Below are 14,250 nucleotides of genomic sequence, written 5' to 3' on the forward strand. Positions count from 1 at the left end.
TCGTATTTACCTGTCGATGGGCGAGTTGGGTCACGCGGCCCTTTTGAGGCTGCGTGTGAAACTTGATTAATTAAGAGCGATTAAAAATGCCTTCGTGGGGGCTGTAACTTGCGTTAATCGCGGTGCCTTGGTTGGCGAGGCGAATTTTAGGCCGCCGCCCTGCAGGCATATAGAGGGTCTTTTGATAAAGACTGTTGACAGATTCTGCAACAATCGTCGAAAACAGGTCGTGTGTTCAGGTATTTCAAGTCTGACGACAAGGGGGGAAGCGCTGTAAGCATTGTTCTTGAGCCTTGCGTAGAAAAACCATGGTTTTTCTGGGTGTTTCTTACTACCAACGTCGAATGGATCTCACGCCAAGGCCCGGCTACAACAGGGTCATAAAACAACAACTACAAATATAGAGGTATGAAACATGAGTGCCGCTTCCCTGTATCCCGTACGCCCTGAGGTTGCAGCCAATACGCTGACTGATGAGGCGACCTACAAGGCGATGTACCAGCAATCCGTCATCAACCCGGATGGTTTCTGGCGCGAGCAAGCCCAGCGTCTGGATTGGATCAAGCCGTTTACGACTGTTAAGCAGACCTCTTTCGACGATCACCATGTCGATATCAAATGGTTTGCCGACGGCACTCTTAACGTTTCCTACAACTGTCTGGACCGTCACCTCGCCGAGCGGGGCGATCAGGTCGCGATCATCTGGGAGGGCGATGACCCTTCCGAGCAGCGCAACATTACCTACCGTGAACTGCACGAAGAAGTCTGCAAGCTGGCCAACGCCCTGCGCGGTCAGGACGTTCACCGGGGGGACGTTGTCACTATCTATATGCCCATGGTGCCCGAGGCGGTTGTCGCAATGCTGGCCTGTACCCGTATTGGCGCGATTCACTCGGTGGTGTTCGGCGGCTTCTCGCCGGAGGCATTGGCAGGGCGGATTATCGACTGCAAATCCAAAGTGGTGATCACAGCCGACGAAGGCGTGCGTGGCGGCAAACGCACTGCGCTGAAAGCTAACGTGGACATCGCGTTGACTAACCCTGACACCTCCAGCGTGCAGAAAATCATCGTGTTCAAGCGTACGGGCGGCGACATTGCCTGGTACAAGCACCGTGATATCTGGTACCACGATCTGATGGCTGTCGCCTCCACCCATTGCGCGCCCAAGGAAATGGGGGCCGAAGAAGCGCTGTTCATCCTTTATACCTCTGGCTCCACCGGCAAGCCCAAGGGCGTGCAGCACACCACCGGCGGCTACCTGCTGTATGCCGCGCTGACCCATGAACGCGTGTTCGATTACCGTCCGGGCGAAGTCTACTGGTGTACGGCCGACGTGGGTTGGGTCACGGGCCACACCTATATCGTCTACGGTCCGCTGGCAAACGGTGCGACCACCGTCCTGTTTGAAGGCGTGCCGAACTATCCAGACATCACCCGCGTGTCGAAAATCGTCGACAAGCACAAGGTCAACATTCTCTACACCGCGCCTACCGCAATTCGCGCCATGATGGCCGAAGGGCAGGCTGCCGTTAAAGATGCTGACGGTTCGAGCTTGCGCCTGCTGGGTTCGGTGGGCGAGCCGATCAACCCCGAGGCCTGGAACTGGTACTACACCACGGTCGGCAAAGAGCGTTGCCCGATTGTGGATACTTGGTGGCAGACCGAAACCGGTGCTTGCATGATGACTCCGCTGCCGGGCGCCCATGCGCTCAAGCCGGGTTCGGCGGCGCGTCCTTTCTTTGGCGTGGTACCCGCGCTGGTGGACAACCTGGGCAACCTCATTGAGGGGGCGGCCGAAGGCAACTTGGTGATTCTCGATTCGTGGCCGGGGCAGGCGCGTACCTTGTACGGCGACCATGATCGTTTTGTGGACACGTATTTCAAGACTTTCCGCGGCATGTACTTCACGGGCGACGGTGCGCGCCGTGATGAAGACGGTTACTACTGGATCACCGGTCGCGTGGACGACGTGCTCAACGTCTCCGGGCATCGCATGGGCACGGCAGAAATCGAAAGCGCGATGGTTGCGCATGCCAAGGTGGCTGAGGCTGCCGTTGTCGGCGTGCCGCATGACATCAAGGGGCAGGGCATCTATGTCTACGTCACCCTCAATGGCGGCGAAGAACCCACCGAAGCGCTGCGCCAGGAGCTGAAAAACTGGGTACGCAAGGAGATCGGTCCGATTGCCTCGCCTGATGTCATCCAGTGGGCGCCGGGCTTGCCAAAAACCCGTTCGGGCAAAATCATGCGGCGCATCCTGCGCAAGATTGCCACGGGTGAGTACGACGGCCTGGGGGATATTTCGACCCTGGCTGACCCGGGCGTGGTGCAACACTTGATCGATACCCACAAGAGCATGAAGGTCGCATAACGCACCTTGGATGTAAGAAAGCCCCGCCTGAACTTGTCAGGCGGGGCTTTTTTTGACCTGTGTAGACGCTGCCGCAGGCTGCGATATGGTCCGAAGCACACTGATAAAAGCACGGCGCTTCGCGGCCCTCTGCAGCGGCTACAGGTTCAATCTTGGTTCTAAAGGTGTTACCCCATGTGTAACCGTGCGCCCTAAAACGGGCAGATGTGACACCAAAGGCACCGTTTTAGAGCGTCCTGGCGAGCCCCGGAAAATAAGATGGAACGCTAGACTTGCCGGAATAGAAGGGTTTGCGAATAATAGGCCCGCTATTTGCAACTCATATAGGTTCTATATCTTTTGCTCTTGCACGAACTTGAAGAGCTGTCAATGCCTGGAGTCGCCTTTCTCGGTGCATTTGTAATATGTTGTCGCATTGAAGAAATAACGGCTTGAAGCCTGTCGTTAGAATGCCGCTCACTCGCTCGTCGTCGTGGTGCTGACCCTCAGTTCAACGCCAGCAGGACGTGGCGCCGCATTCCCGGTTTAACCTCCGCATATTGGGCTTAGGCTCACTCTGCATTTATTGCCCTTTACCGATGGAGTCCTAAGATGAAGAAACTCGTGCTTCTTGGCGCCCTGGCACTGTCCGTGCTGTCCTTGCAGGCTTTTGCTGATCCAAAGCCACTGAAAATTGGCATTGAAGCCGCTTACCCTCCGTTTGCCTCCAAGGCGCCGGATGGCAGCATTGTCGGCTTTGACTATGACATCGGTAACGCGCTGTGCGAGCAGATGCAGGTCAAATGCGTCTGGGTCGAGCAAGAATTCGACGGCCTGATCCCTGCGCTTAAAGTGCGCAAGATCGACGCCATCCTGTCATCGATGTCGATCACCGACGACCGCAAGAAGTCTGTCGACTTCACCAACCGCTACTACCTGACCCCGGCTCGCCTGGTACTGAAGGAAGGCACAACGGTTTCCGATTCGCTTGATGAACTCAAGGGCAAGAAGATCGGCGTGCAACGCGGTTCGATCCACGACCGTTTCGCCAAGGAAGTCTTTGCTCCTAAAGGCGCGACCGTTGTGCCTTACAGCTCGCAGAACGAAATCTACCTGGACATCGAAGCCGGTCGTCTGGACGGCACTGTCGCTGACGCCACCCTGTTGCAGGAAGGTTTCCTGGATACCCCGGCTGGCAAGGGCTACGCCTTCGTAGGTCCTGCGTTCACTGACGCCAAATACTTTGGTGATGGCATCGGCATCGCCGTACGCAAGGGCGATAAAGAGAACCTGGACCGCATCAATGCCGCGATTGCTGCTATCCGTGCAAACGGCAAGTACAAGGCAATTCAGGACAAGTACTTCAACTTCGATATTTACGGCCCAGAAGCCAAGTAAATCATCGCTGCTGTAAGTCTGAAATGGCGCAAGCGACAGGATTTCTGAAGTTTGCGCCATTTTTCATTCTCATTTTCGAGCTAATTTTTCGAGGGCCGGAATCATGTTGAAAGGCTACGGGGCTGTCATCCTCGATGGCGCTTGGCTGACGCTGCAGCTCGCCTTGTCGTCCATGGCCCTGGCCATTGTTCTAGGTCTGATTGGTGTTTCGATGCGCCTGTCGCCAGTGCGCTGGTTGGCCTGGCTGGGTGATCTGTATTCAACGGTGATCCGTGGGATTCCCGATCTGGTGCTGATCCTGCTGATTTTTTACGGCGGGCAGAATTTGCTGAACAACGTTGCCCCGATGGTGGGCTACGACGATTACATCGACCTCAATCCTTTCTCGGCCGGTGTGTTCACCCTGGGCTTTATCTTTGGTGCGTACCTGTCCGAAACCTTTCGTGGCGCCTTCATGGCGATCCCCAAGGGGCAGGCAGAAGCGGGTATGGCTTACGGCATGAGCCGTTTGCAGGTGTTTTTCCGGGTATTGGTGCCACAGATGATCCGCCTGGCGATTCCGGGCTTTACCAATAACTGGCTGGTGTTGACCAAAGCCACCGCGCTGATTTCGGTGGTTGGCTTGCAAGACATGATGTTCAAGGCCAAGCAGGCGGCCGATGCCACCCGCGAACCTTTTACCTTCTTCCTTGCCGTGGCAGCGCTGTACCTGGTGATGACCAGTGTTTCGCTGCTGGCGTTGCGACAACTCGAAAAGCGCTACTCGGTAGGCGTAAAGGTGGCTGAGCTATGATCTTCGACTACAACGTCATTTGGGACAGCATGCCGCTGTACCTGAGTGGAATGGTTGAAACGCTCAAGTTGCTGGGTATTTCGCTGTTCTTTGGTTTGCTGGTGGCGTTGCCGCTGGGCTTGATGCGCGTCTCGAAGCGCCCGTGGGTCAACTTCCCGGCGTGGCTCTACACCTACGTGATTCGCGGCACGCCGATGCTGGTGCAGCTGTTTTTGATCTACTACGGCCTGGCGCAGTTCGACATCGTGCGCGAAAGCTTCCTCTGGCCCTTGCTGTCCAGTGCGACCTTTTGCGCTTGCCTGGCGTTTTCGATCAACACCAGTGCCTACACCGCCGAGATCATCGCGGGCAGCCTCAAGGCCACGCCCCATGGCGAGATCGAAGCGGCCAAAGCGATGGGCATGTCACCGGGCAAAATGTATCGCCGCATTCTGCTGCCGTCGGCCATGCGTCGCGCGCTGCCGCAATACAGCAACGAAGTGATCATGATGCTGCAGACCACCAGTCTGGCGTCCATCGTGACCCTGATCGACATCACCGGCGCTGCACGCACGGTCAACGCGCAGTATTACCTGCCGTTTGAAGCCTACATCACCGCCGGTGCGTTCTACCTGTGCCTGACCTTCATTCTGGTGCGCCTGTTCAAAATGGCAGAGCGCCGCTGGCTGGGCTACATGGCCCCGCGCAAGGCCTGAGAGTTGAGCGACGCTCAACGTCTGACCCACTGTTTTTGTGAGAACCGACAGCATGTACAAACTTGAAGTCCAAGACCTGCATAAGCGCTACGGCAGTCACGAAGTGCTCAAAGGCGTGTCTCTGGCTGCAAAGGCGGGTGATGTAATCAGCATCATCGGTTCCAGCGGTTCGGGCAAAAGCACCTTTTTGCGCTGCATCAACCTGCTTGAGCAGCCGCACGCCGGCAAGATCCTGCTCAACAACGAAGAGCTGAAGCTGGTCGCGAAAAAAGACGGCGCGCTGGTGGCGGCCGATCCCAAGCAGTTGCAGCGCATGCGTTCGCGTCTGTCGATGGTGTTCCAGCATTTCAATCTGTGGTCACACATGACCGCGCTGGAAAACATCATGGAAGCGCCCGTGCACGTACTGGGCATGGCCAAGGCCGAAGCGCGGGATAAAGCCGAGCATTACCTCAGCAAAGTGGGTGTGTCCCATCGCAAGGATGCCTACCCTGGGCACATGTCCGGCGGTGAACAGCAGCGCGTGGCGATTGCCCGTGCGCTGGCGATGGAGCCGGAAGTCATGCTGTTTGACGAGCCGACCTCGGCCCTCGACCCAGAATTGGTGGGTGATGTGTTGAAGGTCATGCAAGACCTTGCCCAGGAAGGCCGGACCATGGTGGTGGTGACCCATGAAATGGGCTTTGCCCGCGAAGTGTCCAACCAACTGGTGTTCCTGCACAAAGGGATTGTCGAAGAGAGCGGCAACCCGCGTGAAGTGCTGGTGAACCCGCAGTGCGAGCGCTTGAAGCAGTTCCTGTCGGGCAGCCTCAAATAATTTAACGTTACGCGAGACTGCTTTTTGCACCAAGTTAGTGCATGCTGCACGCCATAATAAATAGCGTGGTGGCGGATCTAGCTTGGTGGTTGCCACCTTCGGCATTAACACTGTTCACGTTTCGGATTGCATGCCATGACTGCCCATCGAATAGGTTTCCTGATTTGGCCCAGCACCAAAGCATTGACGCTTGCGCTGGCCGAGGAGGCCTTGCGGGTCGCCCAACGGGTACACCCGGAAGTGGCTTACGAACTGGTGTTTCTCAGTGCAGAAACCCCGATCGAGGTCGTGGCAGGGGGCTGGCAATTGCCGGGCGAGCCGTGGGCAGGAAAGCTCGAAGGCTGCCAGAAGCTGTTTCTGGTCGCCGATGAGCCGCCTGCCACAATCGCCCCGGCGCTCAGCAGTGCGCTCAAGCAACTGGTGCGCGCGGGCTGCGTGATCGGTGGTCTGTCGGCGGGTGTGTATCCCTTGGCGCAACTGGGCTTGCTCGATGGTTATCGGGCGGCCGTGCATTGGCGCTGGCAGGATGACTTTGCCGAACGCTTCCCCAAGGTGATTGCCACCAGCCACTTGTTTGACTGGGACCGTGATCGTCTGAGCGCCTGTGGCGGCATGTCGGTGCTGGACTTGTTGCTGGCCTTGCTGGCTCGCGATCACGGCGCGGAGCTGGCGGGGGCGGTGTCGGAAGAGCTGGTGGTCGAGCGGATTCGCGAAGGCGGTGAGCGTCAGCGTATTCCGCTGCAAAACCGCCTGGGCTCCAGCCATCCGAAACTCACCCAGGCCGTGTTGCTCATGGAAGCCAACATTGAAGAGCCGCTGACCACCGATGAAATCGCGCAGCATGTGTGCGTGTCCCGTCGCCAGCTGGAGCGTATCTTCAAGCAATACCTCAACCGGGTTCCGAGCCAGTACTACCTTGAGCTGCGCTTGAACAAGGCCCGTCAAATGCTGATGCAGACCAGCAAATCGATCATTCAGATCGGCTTGTCATGCGGGTTCTCCTCGGGGCCGCATTTCTCCAGTGCCTACCGCAACTTCTTTGGTGCCACGCCGCGCGAAGACCGCAACCAGCGCCGCAGCAGCAGCCCGTTCGAATTGTCGTCGGTGCCTTCCGAGCGCGGCTGAGCCAGCCCTTGATGCATGCGTAGGGGCAAGCTTGTCTCGCGATCTTTTGATCTATAAAAGATCGCGAGCAAGCTTGCCCCTACAGATCATGGGCAGTCGGTGTTTTTTCTCGTTACAAAAGGCTTTTCTCGGCACGCCCAGCGTTTAAACTGCGTCTTTGCGAAGCAATATGTCGCATTGCTATAAACCCGGCCATACCGGGGTTTGGCGCTATAAGAAGTTGTCGCTTGGCGGCAAGGCCGCATCACCATCTGTCCTTACAATCCCCCCATCGCTCGCCATTTTAGGCTGGCGTTTCTCATCAGGAGACTCCGATGTCCGTTGAGCAAGCCCCGGTGCAACGCGCCGATTTCGATCAGGTCATGGTTCCGAACTACGCACCTGCTGCTTTCATTCCTGTGCGTGGCGCCGGTTCCCGAGTCTGGGACCAGTCGGGGCGCGAACTCATCGACTTCGCAGGCGGCATTGCGGTTAACGTGTTGGGCCACGCTCACCCGGCGCTGGTCGGCGCCTTGACCGAGCAGGCCAATAACCTGTGGCACGTGTCCAACGTGTTCACCAACGAACCGGCGCTGCGCCTGGCTAAAAAGCTGGTAGACGCGACCTTCGCTGAACGCGTGTTCTTCTGCAACTCCGGCGCCGAAGCCAACGAAGCGGCCTTCAAGCTGGCCCGTCGTGTGGCGTTCGACCGCTTCGGTGACGAGAAATACGAAATCATCGCGGCTCTCAACAGCTTCCACGGCCGCACGCTGTTCACAGTCAACGTGGGCGGGCAGTCGAAGTACTCCGACGGTTTCGGTCCAAAAATCACCGGCATCACGCACATCCCGTTCAACGATCTCGACGCCCTGAAGGCGGCGATCTCGGACAAAACCTGTGCCGTGGTACTGGAACCGGTACAAGGCGAGGGCGGCGTGTTGCCTGCCGAAAAGGCTTACCTGCAAGGCGCGCGTGAACTGTGCGACAAACACAACGCGCTGCTGGTGTTTGACGAAGTGCAAACCGGCATGGGCCGTACCGGCCAACTGTTTGCCTACCAGCACTACGGCGTGACGCCGGACATCCTCACCAGCGCCAAAAGCCTGGGCGGCGGTTTTCCGATTGCCGCCATGTTGACCACCGAAGACCTGGCCAAACACCTTGTGGTCGGCACCCATGGCACCACTTACGGCGGTAACCCGCTGGCGTGCGCGGTGGCCAATGCGGTGATCGACGTGATCAACACCCCTGAAGTGTTGCAAGGCGTTGAAGCCAAGCATCAACTGTTCAAAACCCGCCTTCAGAGCATTGGCCAGCAGTACGGCGTGTTCACTGAAGTGCGCGGTCTGGGCCTGCTCATCGGTTGCGTCTTGAGCGACGCCTGGAAGGGCCGCGCCAAAGACATCTTCAACGCGGCTGAAAAAGAAAACCTGATGATCCTGCAAGCCGGCCCGGACGTGGTGCGTTTCGCGCCAAGCCTGGTGGTAGAAGAAGCAGACATCACTGAAGGCCTGGATCGTTTTGAGCGTGCAGTGAAAAACCTGACCGCCTGATCCACGCCATACCCTGTAGGAGCGAGCTCGCCTCGCGATCTTTTAATCTTTTAAAAGACCGTGAGACATGCTCGCCCCTACAGGGCCCCATTTTTTATTTTCTGGATTAAGGAGTGACACCATGCTGGTGATGCGCCCCGCGCAAATGGCTGACCTGAACGAGGTACAGCGTCTGGCTGCGGACAGCCCGATTGGTGTCACTTCATTGCCGGACGACCTCGACCGTCTGCGCGACAAGATTGCCGCCTCCGAAGCCTCGTTTGCCGCTGAAGTGAGCTTCAATGGCGAAGAAAGTTACTTCTTCGTCCTCGAAGACACGTCAACCGGCAAGCTGGTGGGGTGTTCGGCGATTGTCGCGTCGGCCGGGTACTCCGAGCCTTTTTACAGTTTTCGTAACGAGACCTTCGTTCACGCATCGCGGGAACTGAAGATCCATAACAAGATTCACGTGTTGTCGCAGTGTCACGACCTGACCGGCAACAGCCTGCTGACCAGCTTTTATGTAGTCCCGGAACTGGTAGGCACGGCCTGGTCCGAACTCAACTCCCGTGGCCGCCTGCTGTTTGTGGCCAACCACCCGGAGCGCTTTGCCGACTCGGTGGTGACCGAGATCGTCGGTTACAGCGATGAGCAGGGCGATTCGCCGTTCTGGGATGCCATTGGCCGCAACTTCTTTGATTTGAACTACGCCGCCGCCGAGCGTCTGTGCGGGCTGAAAAGCCGTACCTTCCTCGCCGAGCTGATGCCGCATTACCCCATTTACGTGCCGCTGCTGCCCGACACCGCCCAGGAAGCCATGGGGCAGGTGCACCCGCGTGCGCAAATCACCTTCGACATCCTGATGCGCGAAGGTTTCGAGACCGATCATTACATCGACATTTTCGACGGCGGCCCGACCCTGCATGCGCGGGTATCGGGCATTCGTTCGATCGCTCAAAGCCGTGTGGTACCGGTCAAGATCGGTGAGCCGGTTCGCGGTGGTGGTCGCCAGTACTTGGTGGCCAACGCCCAGTTGCAGGACTACCGAGCCGTATTGCTGGAGCTCGATTGGGCGCCGGGCAAACCGGTCACGCTGGATCTGGAAGCGGCCGAAGCGCTTGGCGTTGGCGAAGGCGTCAGCGTGCGAGTGGTTGCGGTTTAACGCGTTTGAGCGAGTGTCACGGGGTTCGTCAGCGAGCCCTGTTTAAGGAGATAGCATGATCGTTCGTCCTGTACGCAATAGCGATTTACCGGCCCTGATTGAACTGGCCCGCAGCACCGGCACCGGCCTGACCACCCTGCCGGCCAATGAAGAACGCCTGTTACACCGTGTCAGCTGGGCTGAAAAAGCGTTTCGTGGCGAAGCCGAACGTGCCGATGCCGACTACCTGTTCGTGCTCGAAGATGACGACGGCAAAGTGGTCGGCATTTCTGCCATCGCCGGCGCAGTGGGCCTGCGCGAGCCGTGGTACAACTTCCGGGTCGGCCTGACGGTCAGCGCCTCCCAGGAGCTGAACATCTACCGCGAAATCCCGACCCTGTTCCTGGCCAACGACCTGACGGGCAACTCTGAGCTGTGCTCGTTGTTCCTCAGTGCCGACCACCGCAATGGCCTTAACGGCCGCATGCTGGCCAAGGCGCGCATGCTGTTCATTGCCGAGTTCCCTGAACTGTTTGGCGACAAGATCATTGCCGAAATGCGCGGCATGTCGGACGAAAGCGGGCGCTCGCCTTTCTGGGAAAGCCTGGGGCGACACTTCTTCAAAATGGAATTCAGCCAGGCTGACTACCTCACCGGCGTGGGCAACAAGGCTTTTATCGCCGAGTTGATGCCCAAGTTCCCGGTGTACACCTGCTTCCTGTCCGAAAGCGCCCGTGCGGTGATCGGCAAGGTTCACACCGACACTGAGCCTGCCTTGAACATGCTCAAGAGCGAAGGTTTCAGCTATCAGGGCTACGTCGATATTTTCGATGCGGGCCCAGCAGTGGAATGCGAAACCACCAAGATTCGCGCCGTGCGTGACAGCGAAACCCTGGTGCTGGCCATCGGCACGCCAGGCGACGACGCCACCACTTACCTGATTCACAACCGCAAGCGCGAAGAGTGTCGCATCACTGCCGCTCCGGCGCGCTTGGCCGCAGGCACGCTGGTCGTCGACAAACTGACCGCCAAGCGTCTGCAATTGAGTGCGGGTGACCAGGTGCGCGCCGTACCGTTGTCTGCCCAGCCAGCCGCCTCTCGGGAGTCCAAATAATGAGCACGTTGTACATTGCAGGCGCCTGGCAGGACGGCCAGGGCGAAATCATTGAATCGCTGAACCCGGTGACCCAGCAAGTGCTGTGGACCGGCAATGCAGCCAATGCCGAGCAGGTGAGCGAGGCGGTCAAGGCTGCGCGCCAAGCATTCCCGAGTTGGGCCAGACGCTCGTTCGAGGAGCGTCTGGGTGTGCTTGAAGCCTTTGCGGCGAGCCTGAAAAAACACGCGGATGAACTGGCCCACAGCATCGGCGAAGAAACCGGCAAACCCTTGTGGGAGGCGGCCACCGAAGTCACCAGCATGATCAACAAGGTGGCGATTTCGGTGCAAAGCTATCGCGAGCGTACCGGTGAAAAAAGCGGCCCATTGGGGGATGCCACCGCCGTGCTGCGACACAAGCCACACGGCGTGGTTGCGGTGTTTGGCCCGTACAACTTCCCGGGGCACTTGGCCAACGGGCACATCGTCCCGGCCTTGCTGGCGGGTAACTGCGTGGTGTTCAAGCCGAGCGAGCTGACCCCGAAAGTTGCCGAGCTGACCGTGAATTGCTGGATCGAAGCCGGTTTGCCTGCGGGCGTACTGAACCTGGTGCAAGGTGCGCGCAAGACCGGTGTCGCGTTGGCGGCCCACGCCGGCATCGACGGTTTGTTTTTCACCGGTTCCAGCCGCACTGGCAACAGCTTGCATCAGCAGTTTGCCGGACGACCGGACAAAATCCTGGCGCTGGAAATGGGCGGCAACAACCCGCTGGTGGTCGATCAGGTCGCTGATCTGGACGCTGCGGTGTACACCATCATCCAGTCGGCCTTTATCTCGGCAGGCCAGCGTTGCACCTGTGCGCGCCGCTTGCTGGTGCCGCAAGGCGCGTGGGGCGATAGCCTGTTGGAGCGTCTGGTCGACGTCTGCAAAAGCATCGACGTGGGCGCGTTTGACCAGCAGCCCGCACCGTTCATGGGCTCGGTGATTTCCTTGTCGGCGGCCCGTGACTTGCTGGCCGCCCAGTCGCTGTTGATCGATAACGGCGCTCAAGTGCTGCTGCGCATGAGCCAGCCAAATGCGACCTCGGCGTTGCTGACGCCGGGCATTATCGATGTGACGGCGGTGAGCGAGCGCTCAGACGAAGAATTATTCGGGCCGTTGTTGCAGGTGATTCGCTACGCCGATTTTGATGCTGCGATAGCTGAAGCCAACAACACCGCCTATGGATTGGCGGCGGGCTTGTTGTCGGATTCCGAGGCGCGTTACCAGCAGTTCTGGCTCGAAAGCCGCGCCGGCATTGTGAACTGGAACAAACAACTCACCGGTGCTGCCAGCAGCGCGCCATTTGGCGGGATAGGCGCATCGGGCAACCATCGCGCCAGTGCGTATTACGCTGCTGACTATTGCGCGTACCCGGTTGCGTCGCTGGAAACCCCGAGCCTTGCGCTGCCCGCTGCATTGACACCGGGCGTGAGATTGCCTTAAGGCCTCATATCGTCACTGTGGGAGCGTGCGTGCTCGCGATGCAGGCCACGCGGTTTTACGGTTGAGCCGCGATGATGCCATTGCGAGCAAGCCCGCTCCCACAGGTCAAGTGCTCTACCTTGTCTATTACCACCGTTTGCCGGAGCCTCACCGATGAAATCCTTTGAAGTCAACTTTGACGGTCTAGTGGGGCCGACCCATAACTACGGCGGTTTGTCCTTCGGCAATGTCGCGTCCCAGAGCAACAGCCAACAGGCTTCCAACCCCAAGGAAGCTGCGCTGCAAGGCCTGGAAAAAATGAAGGCGCTGATGGACATGGGCTTTGTCCAGGGCGTGCTGGCTCCCCAGGAGCGCCCGGATGTTGGCGCGTTGCGCAGCCTGGGTTTTAGCGGTACAGACGCCCAAGTGATTGAGCGCGCCGCCAAAGAATCCATGCCGCTGCTGGCCGCCACTTGTTCGGCCTCCAGCATGTGGGTGGCCAATGCGGCTACCGTCAGCCCGAGCGCCGATACGGCAGACGGGCGTGTGCATTTCACCGCTGCCAATCTCAACTGCAAATTTCACCGCAGCATCGAGCATCCCACCACCAGCCGCGTGCTGGGCGCGATGTTTGCCGATCAGCAACACTTTGCCCATCACGCTGCGCTGCCCGCAGTGGCTCAGTTTGGTGATGAAGGCGCCGCCAACCACACGCGGTTTTGCCGTGACTACGGCGAGGCCGGGGTGGAGTTTTTTGTCTTCGGGCGCAGCGCGTTCGACAGTCGTTACCCGGCGCCGCAAAAGTACCCGGCGCGTCAGACCCTCGAAGCGTCTCAAGCCGTGGCGCGCCTGCACGGTTTGAGCGAGGAGGGCGTGGTCTTCGCCCAGCAAAATCCGTCGGTGATCGATCAGGGTGTGTTCCATAACGACGTCATCGCGGTGGGCAATGGCGAGTTGTTGTTCCATCATCAGGACGCTTTCCTCAATACCGAGTCGATGCTCGATGAATTGCGCCGCAAGCTGGCCGCCCGCGGGGCTGCGTTCGAATCCATCAGCGTGCCGCGTGATCAGGTGTCGGTCGATGACGCGGTGCGTTCTTATCTGTTCAACAGCCAATTGTTGAGCCGCGCTGACGGTTCAATGCTGCTGATCGTGCCCGAAGAGTGTCGCAGCAACCCGCGTGTCTGGCAGTACCTGCAAGGCCTGACCAGCGCTGGCGGGCCGATCCGTGAAGTGAAAGTCTTTGATCTCAAGCAGAGCATGCAGAACGGCGGTGGCCCGGCGTGCCTGCGGTTGCGTGTGGCGTTGAATGAGACAGAGCTGGCGGCGGTCAACCCCGGGGTTATCATGACTGCCCCGTTGTACGACACGCTGACCGGCTGGGTGAACAAGCACTACCGCGATGCCTTGCGCGAAAGCGACCTGGCTGACCCGCAATTGTTGCTTGAATGCCGGACGGCACTGGATGAACTGACGCAAATCCTTAAACTGGGCTCGGTTTACCCGTTTCAGATCAATTGAACCTGCGCCCACGCGCTACCTGATTTTCCAATGAGAGCACAATTATGAGCGATTCCCTGCAGCTGATCCTTGAAGACACAGACGGCACGCAACTGCAAACGTCCTGCACCCGCGTTGCGGTCCTGTGGCAGGGTAAAGAGCTGTGGATCCAGCAAGATGGCCGTGGCCAATTGCTGATCGGTGTGGACGTAGAAGAAGGCGATGCTGAATACGCCAACCTGCTGCTGCGCCCATTGGCAACTAACCTTGTTAGTCTGCAACTGGAGATGGAACCGGCTGATCCGAGTGACGAAGACGGTCACGTGCACGGCCCGGACTGTAATCACTGATTAAGGAAGCC

At 58.6% G+C, this 14,250-nt stretch carries 12 protein-coding genes; all 12 read left to right on the forward strand.

Translation table 11 applies throughout. The features are described 5' to 3' along the window. The first annotated feature begins 415 nt into the window (after window positions 1-415). Window positions 416-2,371, forward strand: a complete 1,956-nt coding sequence (gene acs / locus NTD86_RS23950) for an acetate--CoA ligase (protein WP_262205862.1) — start codon at window positions 416-418, stop codon at window positions 2,369-2,371. A gap of 591 nt (window positions 2,372-2,962) precedes the next feature. Beyond that, complete coding sequence (locus tag NTD86_RS23955) at window positions 2,963-3,748, forward strand: ABC transporter substrate-binding protein (RefSeq protein ID WP_262205863.1); 786 nt, start codon at window positions 2,963-2,965, stop codon at window positions 3,746-3,748. Between the two features lie 103 nt (window positions 3,749-3,851). Then, window positions 3,852-4,541 (forward strand): ABC transporter permease, encoded by a 690-nt coding sequence (locus tag NTD86_RS23960; RefSeq protein ID WP_262205864.1) that lies wholly within the window; start codon window positions 3,852-3,854, stop codon window positions 4,539-4,541. Continuing rightward, the gene (locus NTD86_RS23965) at window positions 4,538-5,236 is read left to right on the forward strand and encodes an ABC transporter permease (protein ID WP_262205865.1); all 699 of its coding nucleotides are present in this window, start codon (window positions 4,538-4,540) and stop codon (window positions 5,234-5,236) included. The genes NTD86_RS23960 and NTD86_RS23965 overlap by 4 nt, the downstream gene beginning before the upstream one ends. A 52-nt stretch (window positions 5,237-5,288) precedes the next feature. Beyond that, entirely contained in the window at window positions 5,289-6,053 is a 765-nt protein-coding gene (locus tag NTD86_RS23970; RefSeq protein WP_262205866.1) for an ABC transporter ATP-binding protein, read from the forward strand. Between the two features lie 135 nt (window positions 6,054-6,188). After that, a complete protein-coding gene (argR, locus tag NTD86_RS23975; RefSeq protein ID WP_262205867.1) occupies window positions 6,189-7,178 on the forward strand; it encodes a transcriptional regulator ArgR in 990 nt (329 codons plus the stop codon). 314 nt (window positions 7,179-7,492) lie between these two features. Next, entirely contained in the window at window positions 7,493-8,710 is a 1,218-nt protein-coding gene (locus NTD86_RS23980; protein WP_262205868.1) for an aspartate aminotransferase family protein, read from the forward strand. Between the two features lie 121 nt (window positions 8,711-8,831). Next, a complete protein-coding gene (aruF, locus tag NTD86_RS23985) occupies window positions 8,832-9,851 on the forward strand; it encodes an arginine/ornithine succinyltransferase subunit alpha (protein ID WP_262205869.1) in 1,020 nt (339 codons plus the stop codon). Between the two features lie 55 nt (window positions 9,852-9,906). Continuing rightward, window positions 9,907-10,944, forward strand: a complete 1,038-nt coding sequence (gene astA / locus NTD86_RS23990) for an arginine N-succinyltransferase (RefSeq protein ID WP_262205870.1) — start codon at window positions 9,907-9,909, stop codon at window positions 10,942-10,944. Further along, a complete protein-coding gene (astD, locus tag NTD86_RS23995; RefSeq protein ID WP_262205915.1) occupies window positions 10,941-12,410 on the forward strand; it encodes a succinylglutamate-semialdehyde dehydrogenase in 1,470 nt (489 codons plus the stop codon). Before astA ends, astD begins: the two co-directional genes overlap by 4 nt. Before the next feature lie 153 nt (window positions 12,411-12,563). After that, window positions 12,564-13,910 carry an N-succinylarginine dihydrolase gene (gene astB / locus NTD86_RS24000; protein WP_262205871.1) on the forward strand — a complete coding sequence of 449 codons (1,347 nt, stop codon included), beginning with the start codon at window positions 12,564-12,566 and terminating at the stop codon, window positions 13,908-13,910. Window positions 13,911-13,954: 44 nt separating this feature from the next. Continuing rightward, window positions 13,955-14,239: a topoisomerase II gene (locus NTD86_RS24005; RefSeq protein WP_262205872.1), complete on the forward strand. Its 285-nt coding sequence runs from the start codon at window positions 13,955-13,957 to the stop codon at window positions 14,237-14,239. The last annotated feature ends 11 nt before the right edge of the window (window positions 14,240-14,250 follow it).

Origin of the sequence: Pseudomonas sp. 7P_10.2_Bac1, from assembly GCF_025465935.1 — a bacterium.
Lineage (GTDB): Bacteria > Pseudomonadota > Gammaproteobacteria > Pseudomonadales > Pseudomonadaceae > Aquipseudomonas.

Bases quoted from the DNA above. Each gene is read 5' to 3' on its own strand.
- NTD86_RS23965 (WP_262205865.1), top strand. From the start codon at position 4,538: ATGATCTTCGACTACAACGTCATTTGGGACAGCATGCCGCTGTACCTG.
- astB (WP_262205871.1), top strand. From the start codon at position 12,564: ATGAAATCCTTTGAAGTCAACTTTGACGGTCTAGTGGGGCCGACCCAT.
- argR (WP_262205867.1), top strand. From the start codon at position 6,189: ATGACTGCCCATCGAATAGGTTTCCTGATTTGGCCCAGCACCAAAGCA.
- NTD86_RS24005 (WP_262205872.1), top strand. From the start codon at position 13,955: ATGAGCGATTCCCTGCAGCTGATCCTTGAAGACACAGACGGCACGCAA.
- aruF (WP_262205869.1), top strand. From the start codon at position 8,832: ATGCTGGTGATGCGCCCCGCGCAAATGGCTGACCTGAACGAGGTACAG.
- NTD86_RS23960 (WP_262205864.1), top strand. From the start codon at position 3,852: ATGTTGAAAGGCTACGGGGCTGTCATCCTCGATGGCGCTTGGCTGACG.
- NTD86_RS23955 (WP_262205863.1), top strand. From the start codon at position 2,963: ATGAAGAAACTCGTGCTTCTTGGCGCCCTGGCACTGTCCGTGCTGTCC.
- astA (WP_262205870.1), top strand. From the start codon at position 9,907: ATGATCGTTCGTCCTGTACGCAATAGCGATTTACCGGCCCTGATTGAA.
- NTD86_RS23970 (WP_262205866.1), top strand. From the start codon at position 5,289: ATGTACAAACTTGAAGTCCAAGACCTGCATAAGCGCTACGGCAGTCAC.
- NTD86_RS23980 (WP_262205868.1), top strand. From the start codon at position 7,493: ATGTCCGTTGAGCAAGCCCCGGTGCAACGCGCCGATTTCGATCAGGTC.
- acs (WP_262205862.1), top strand. From the start codon at position 416: ATGAGTGCCGCTTCCCTGTATCCCGTACGCCCTGAGGTTGCAGCCAAT.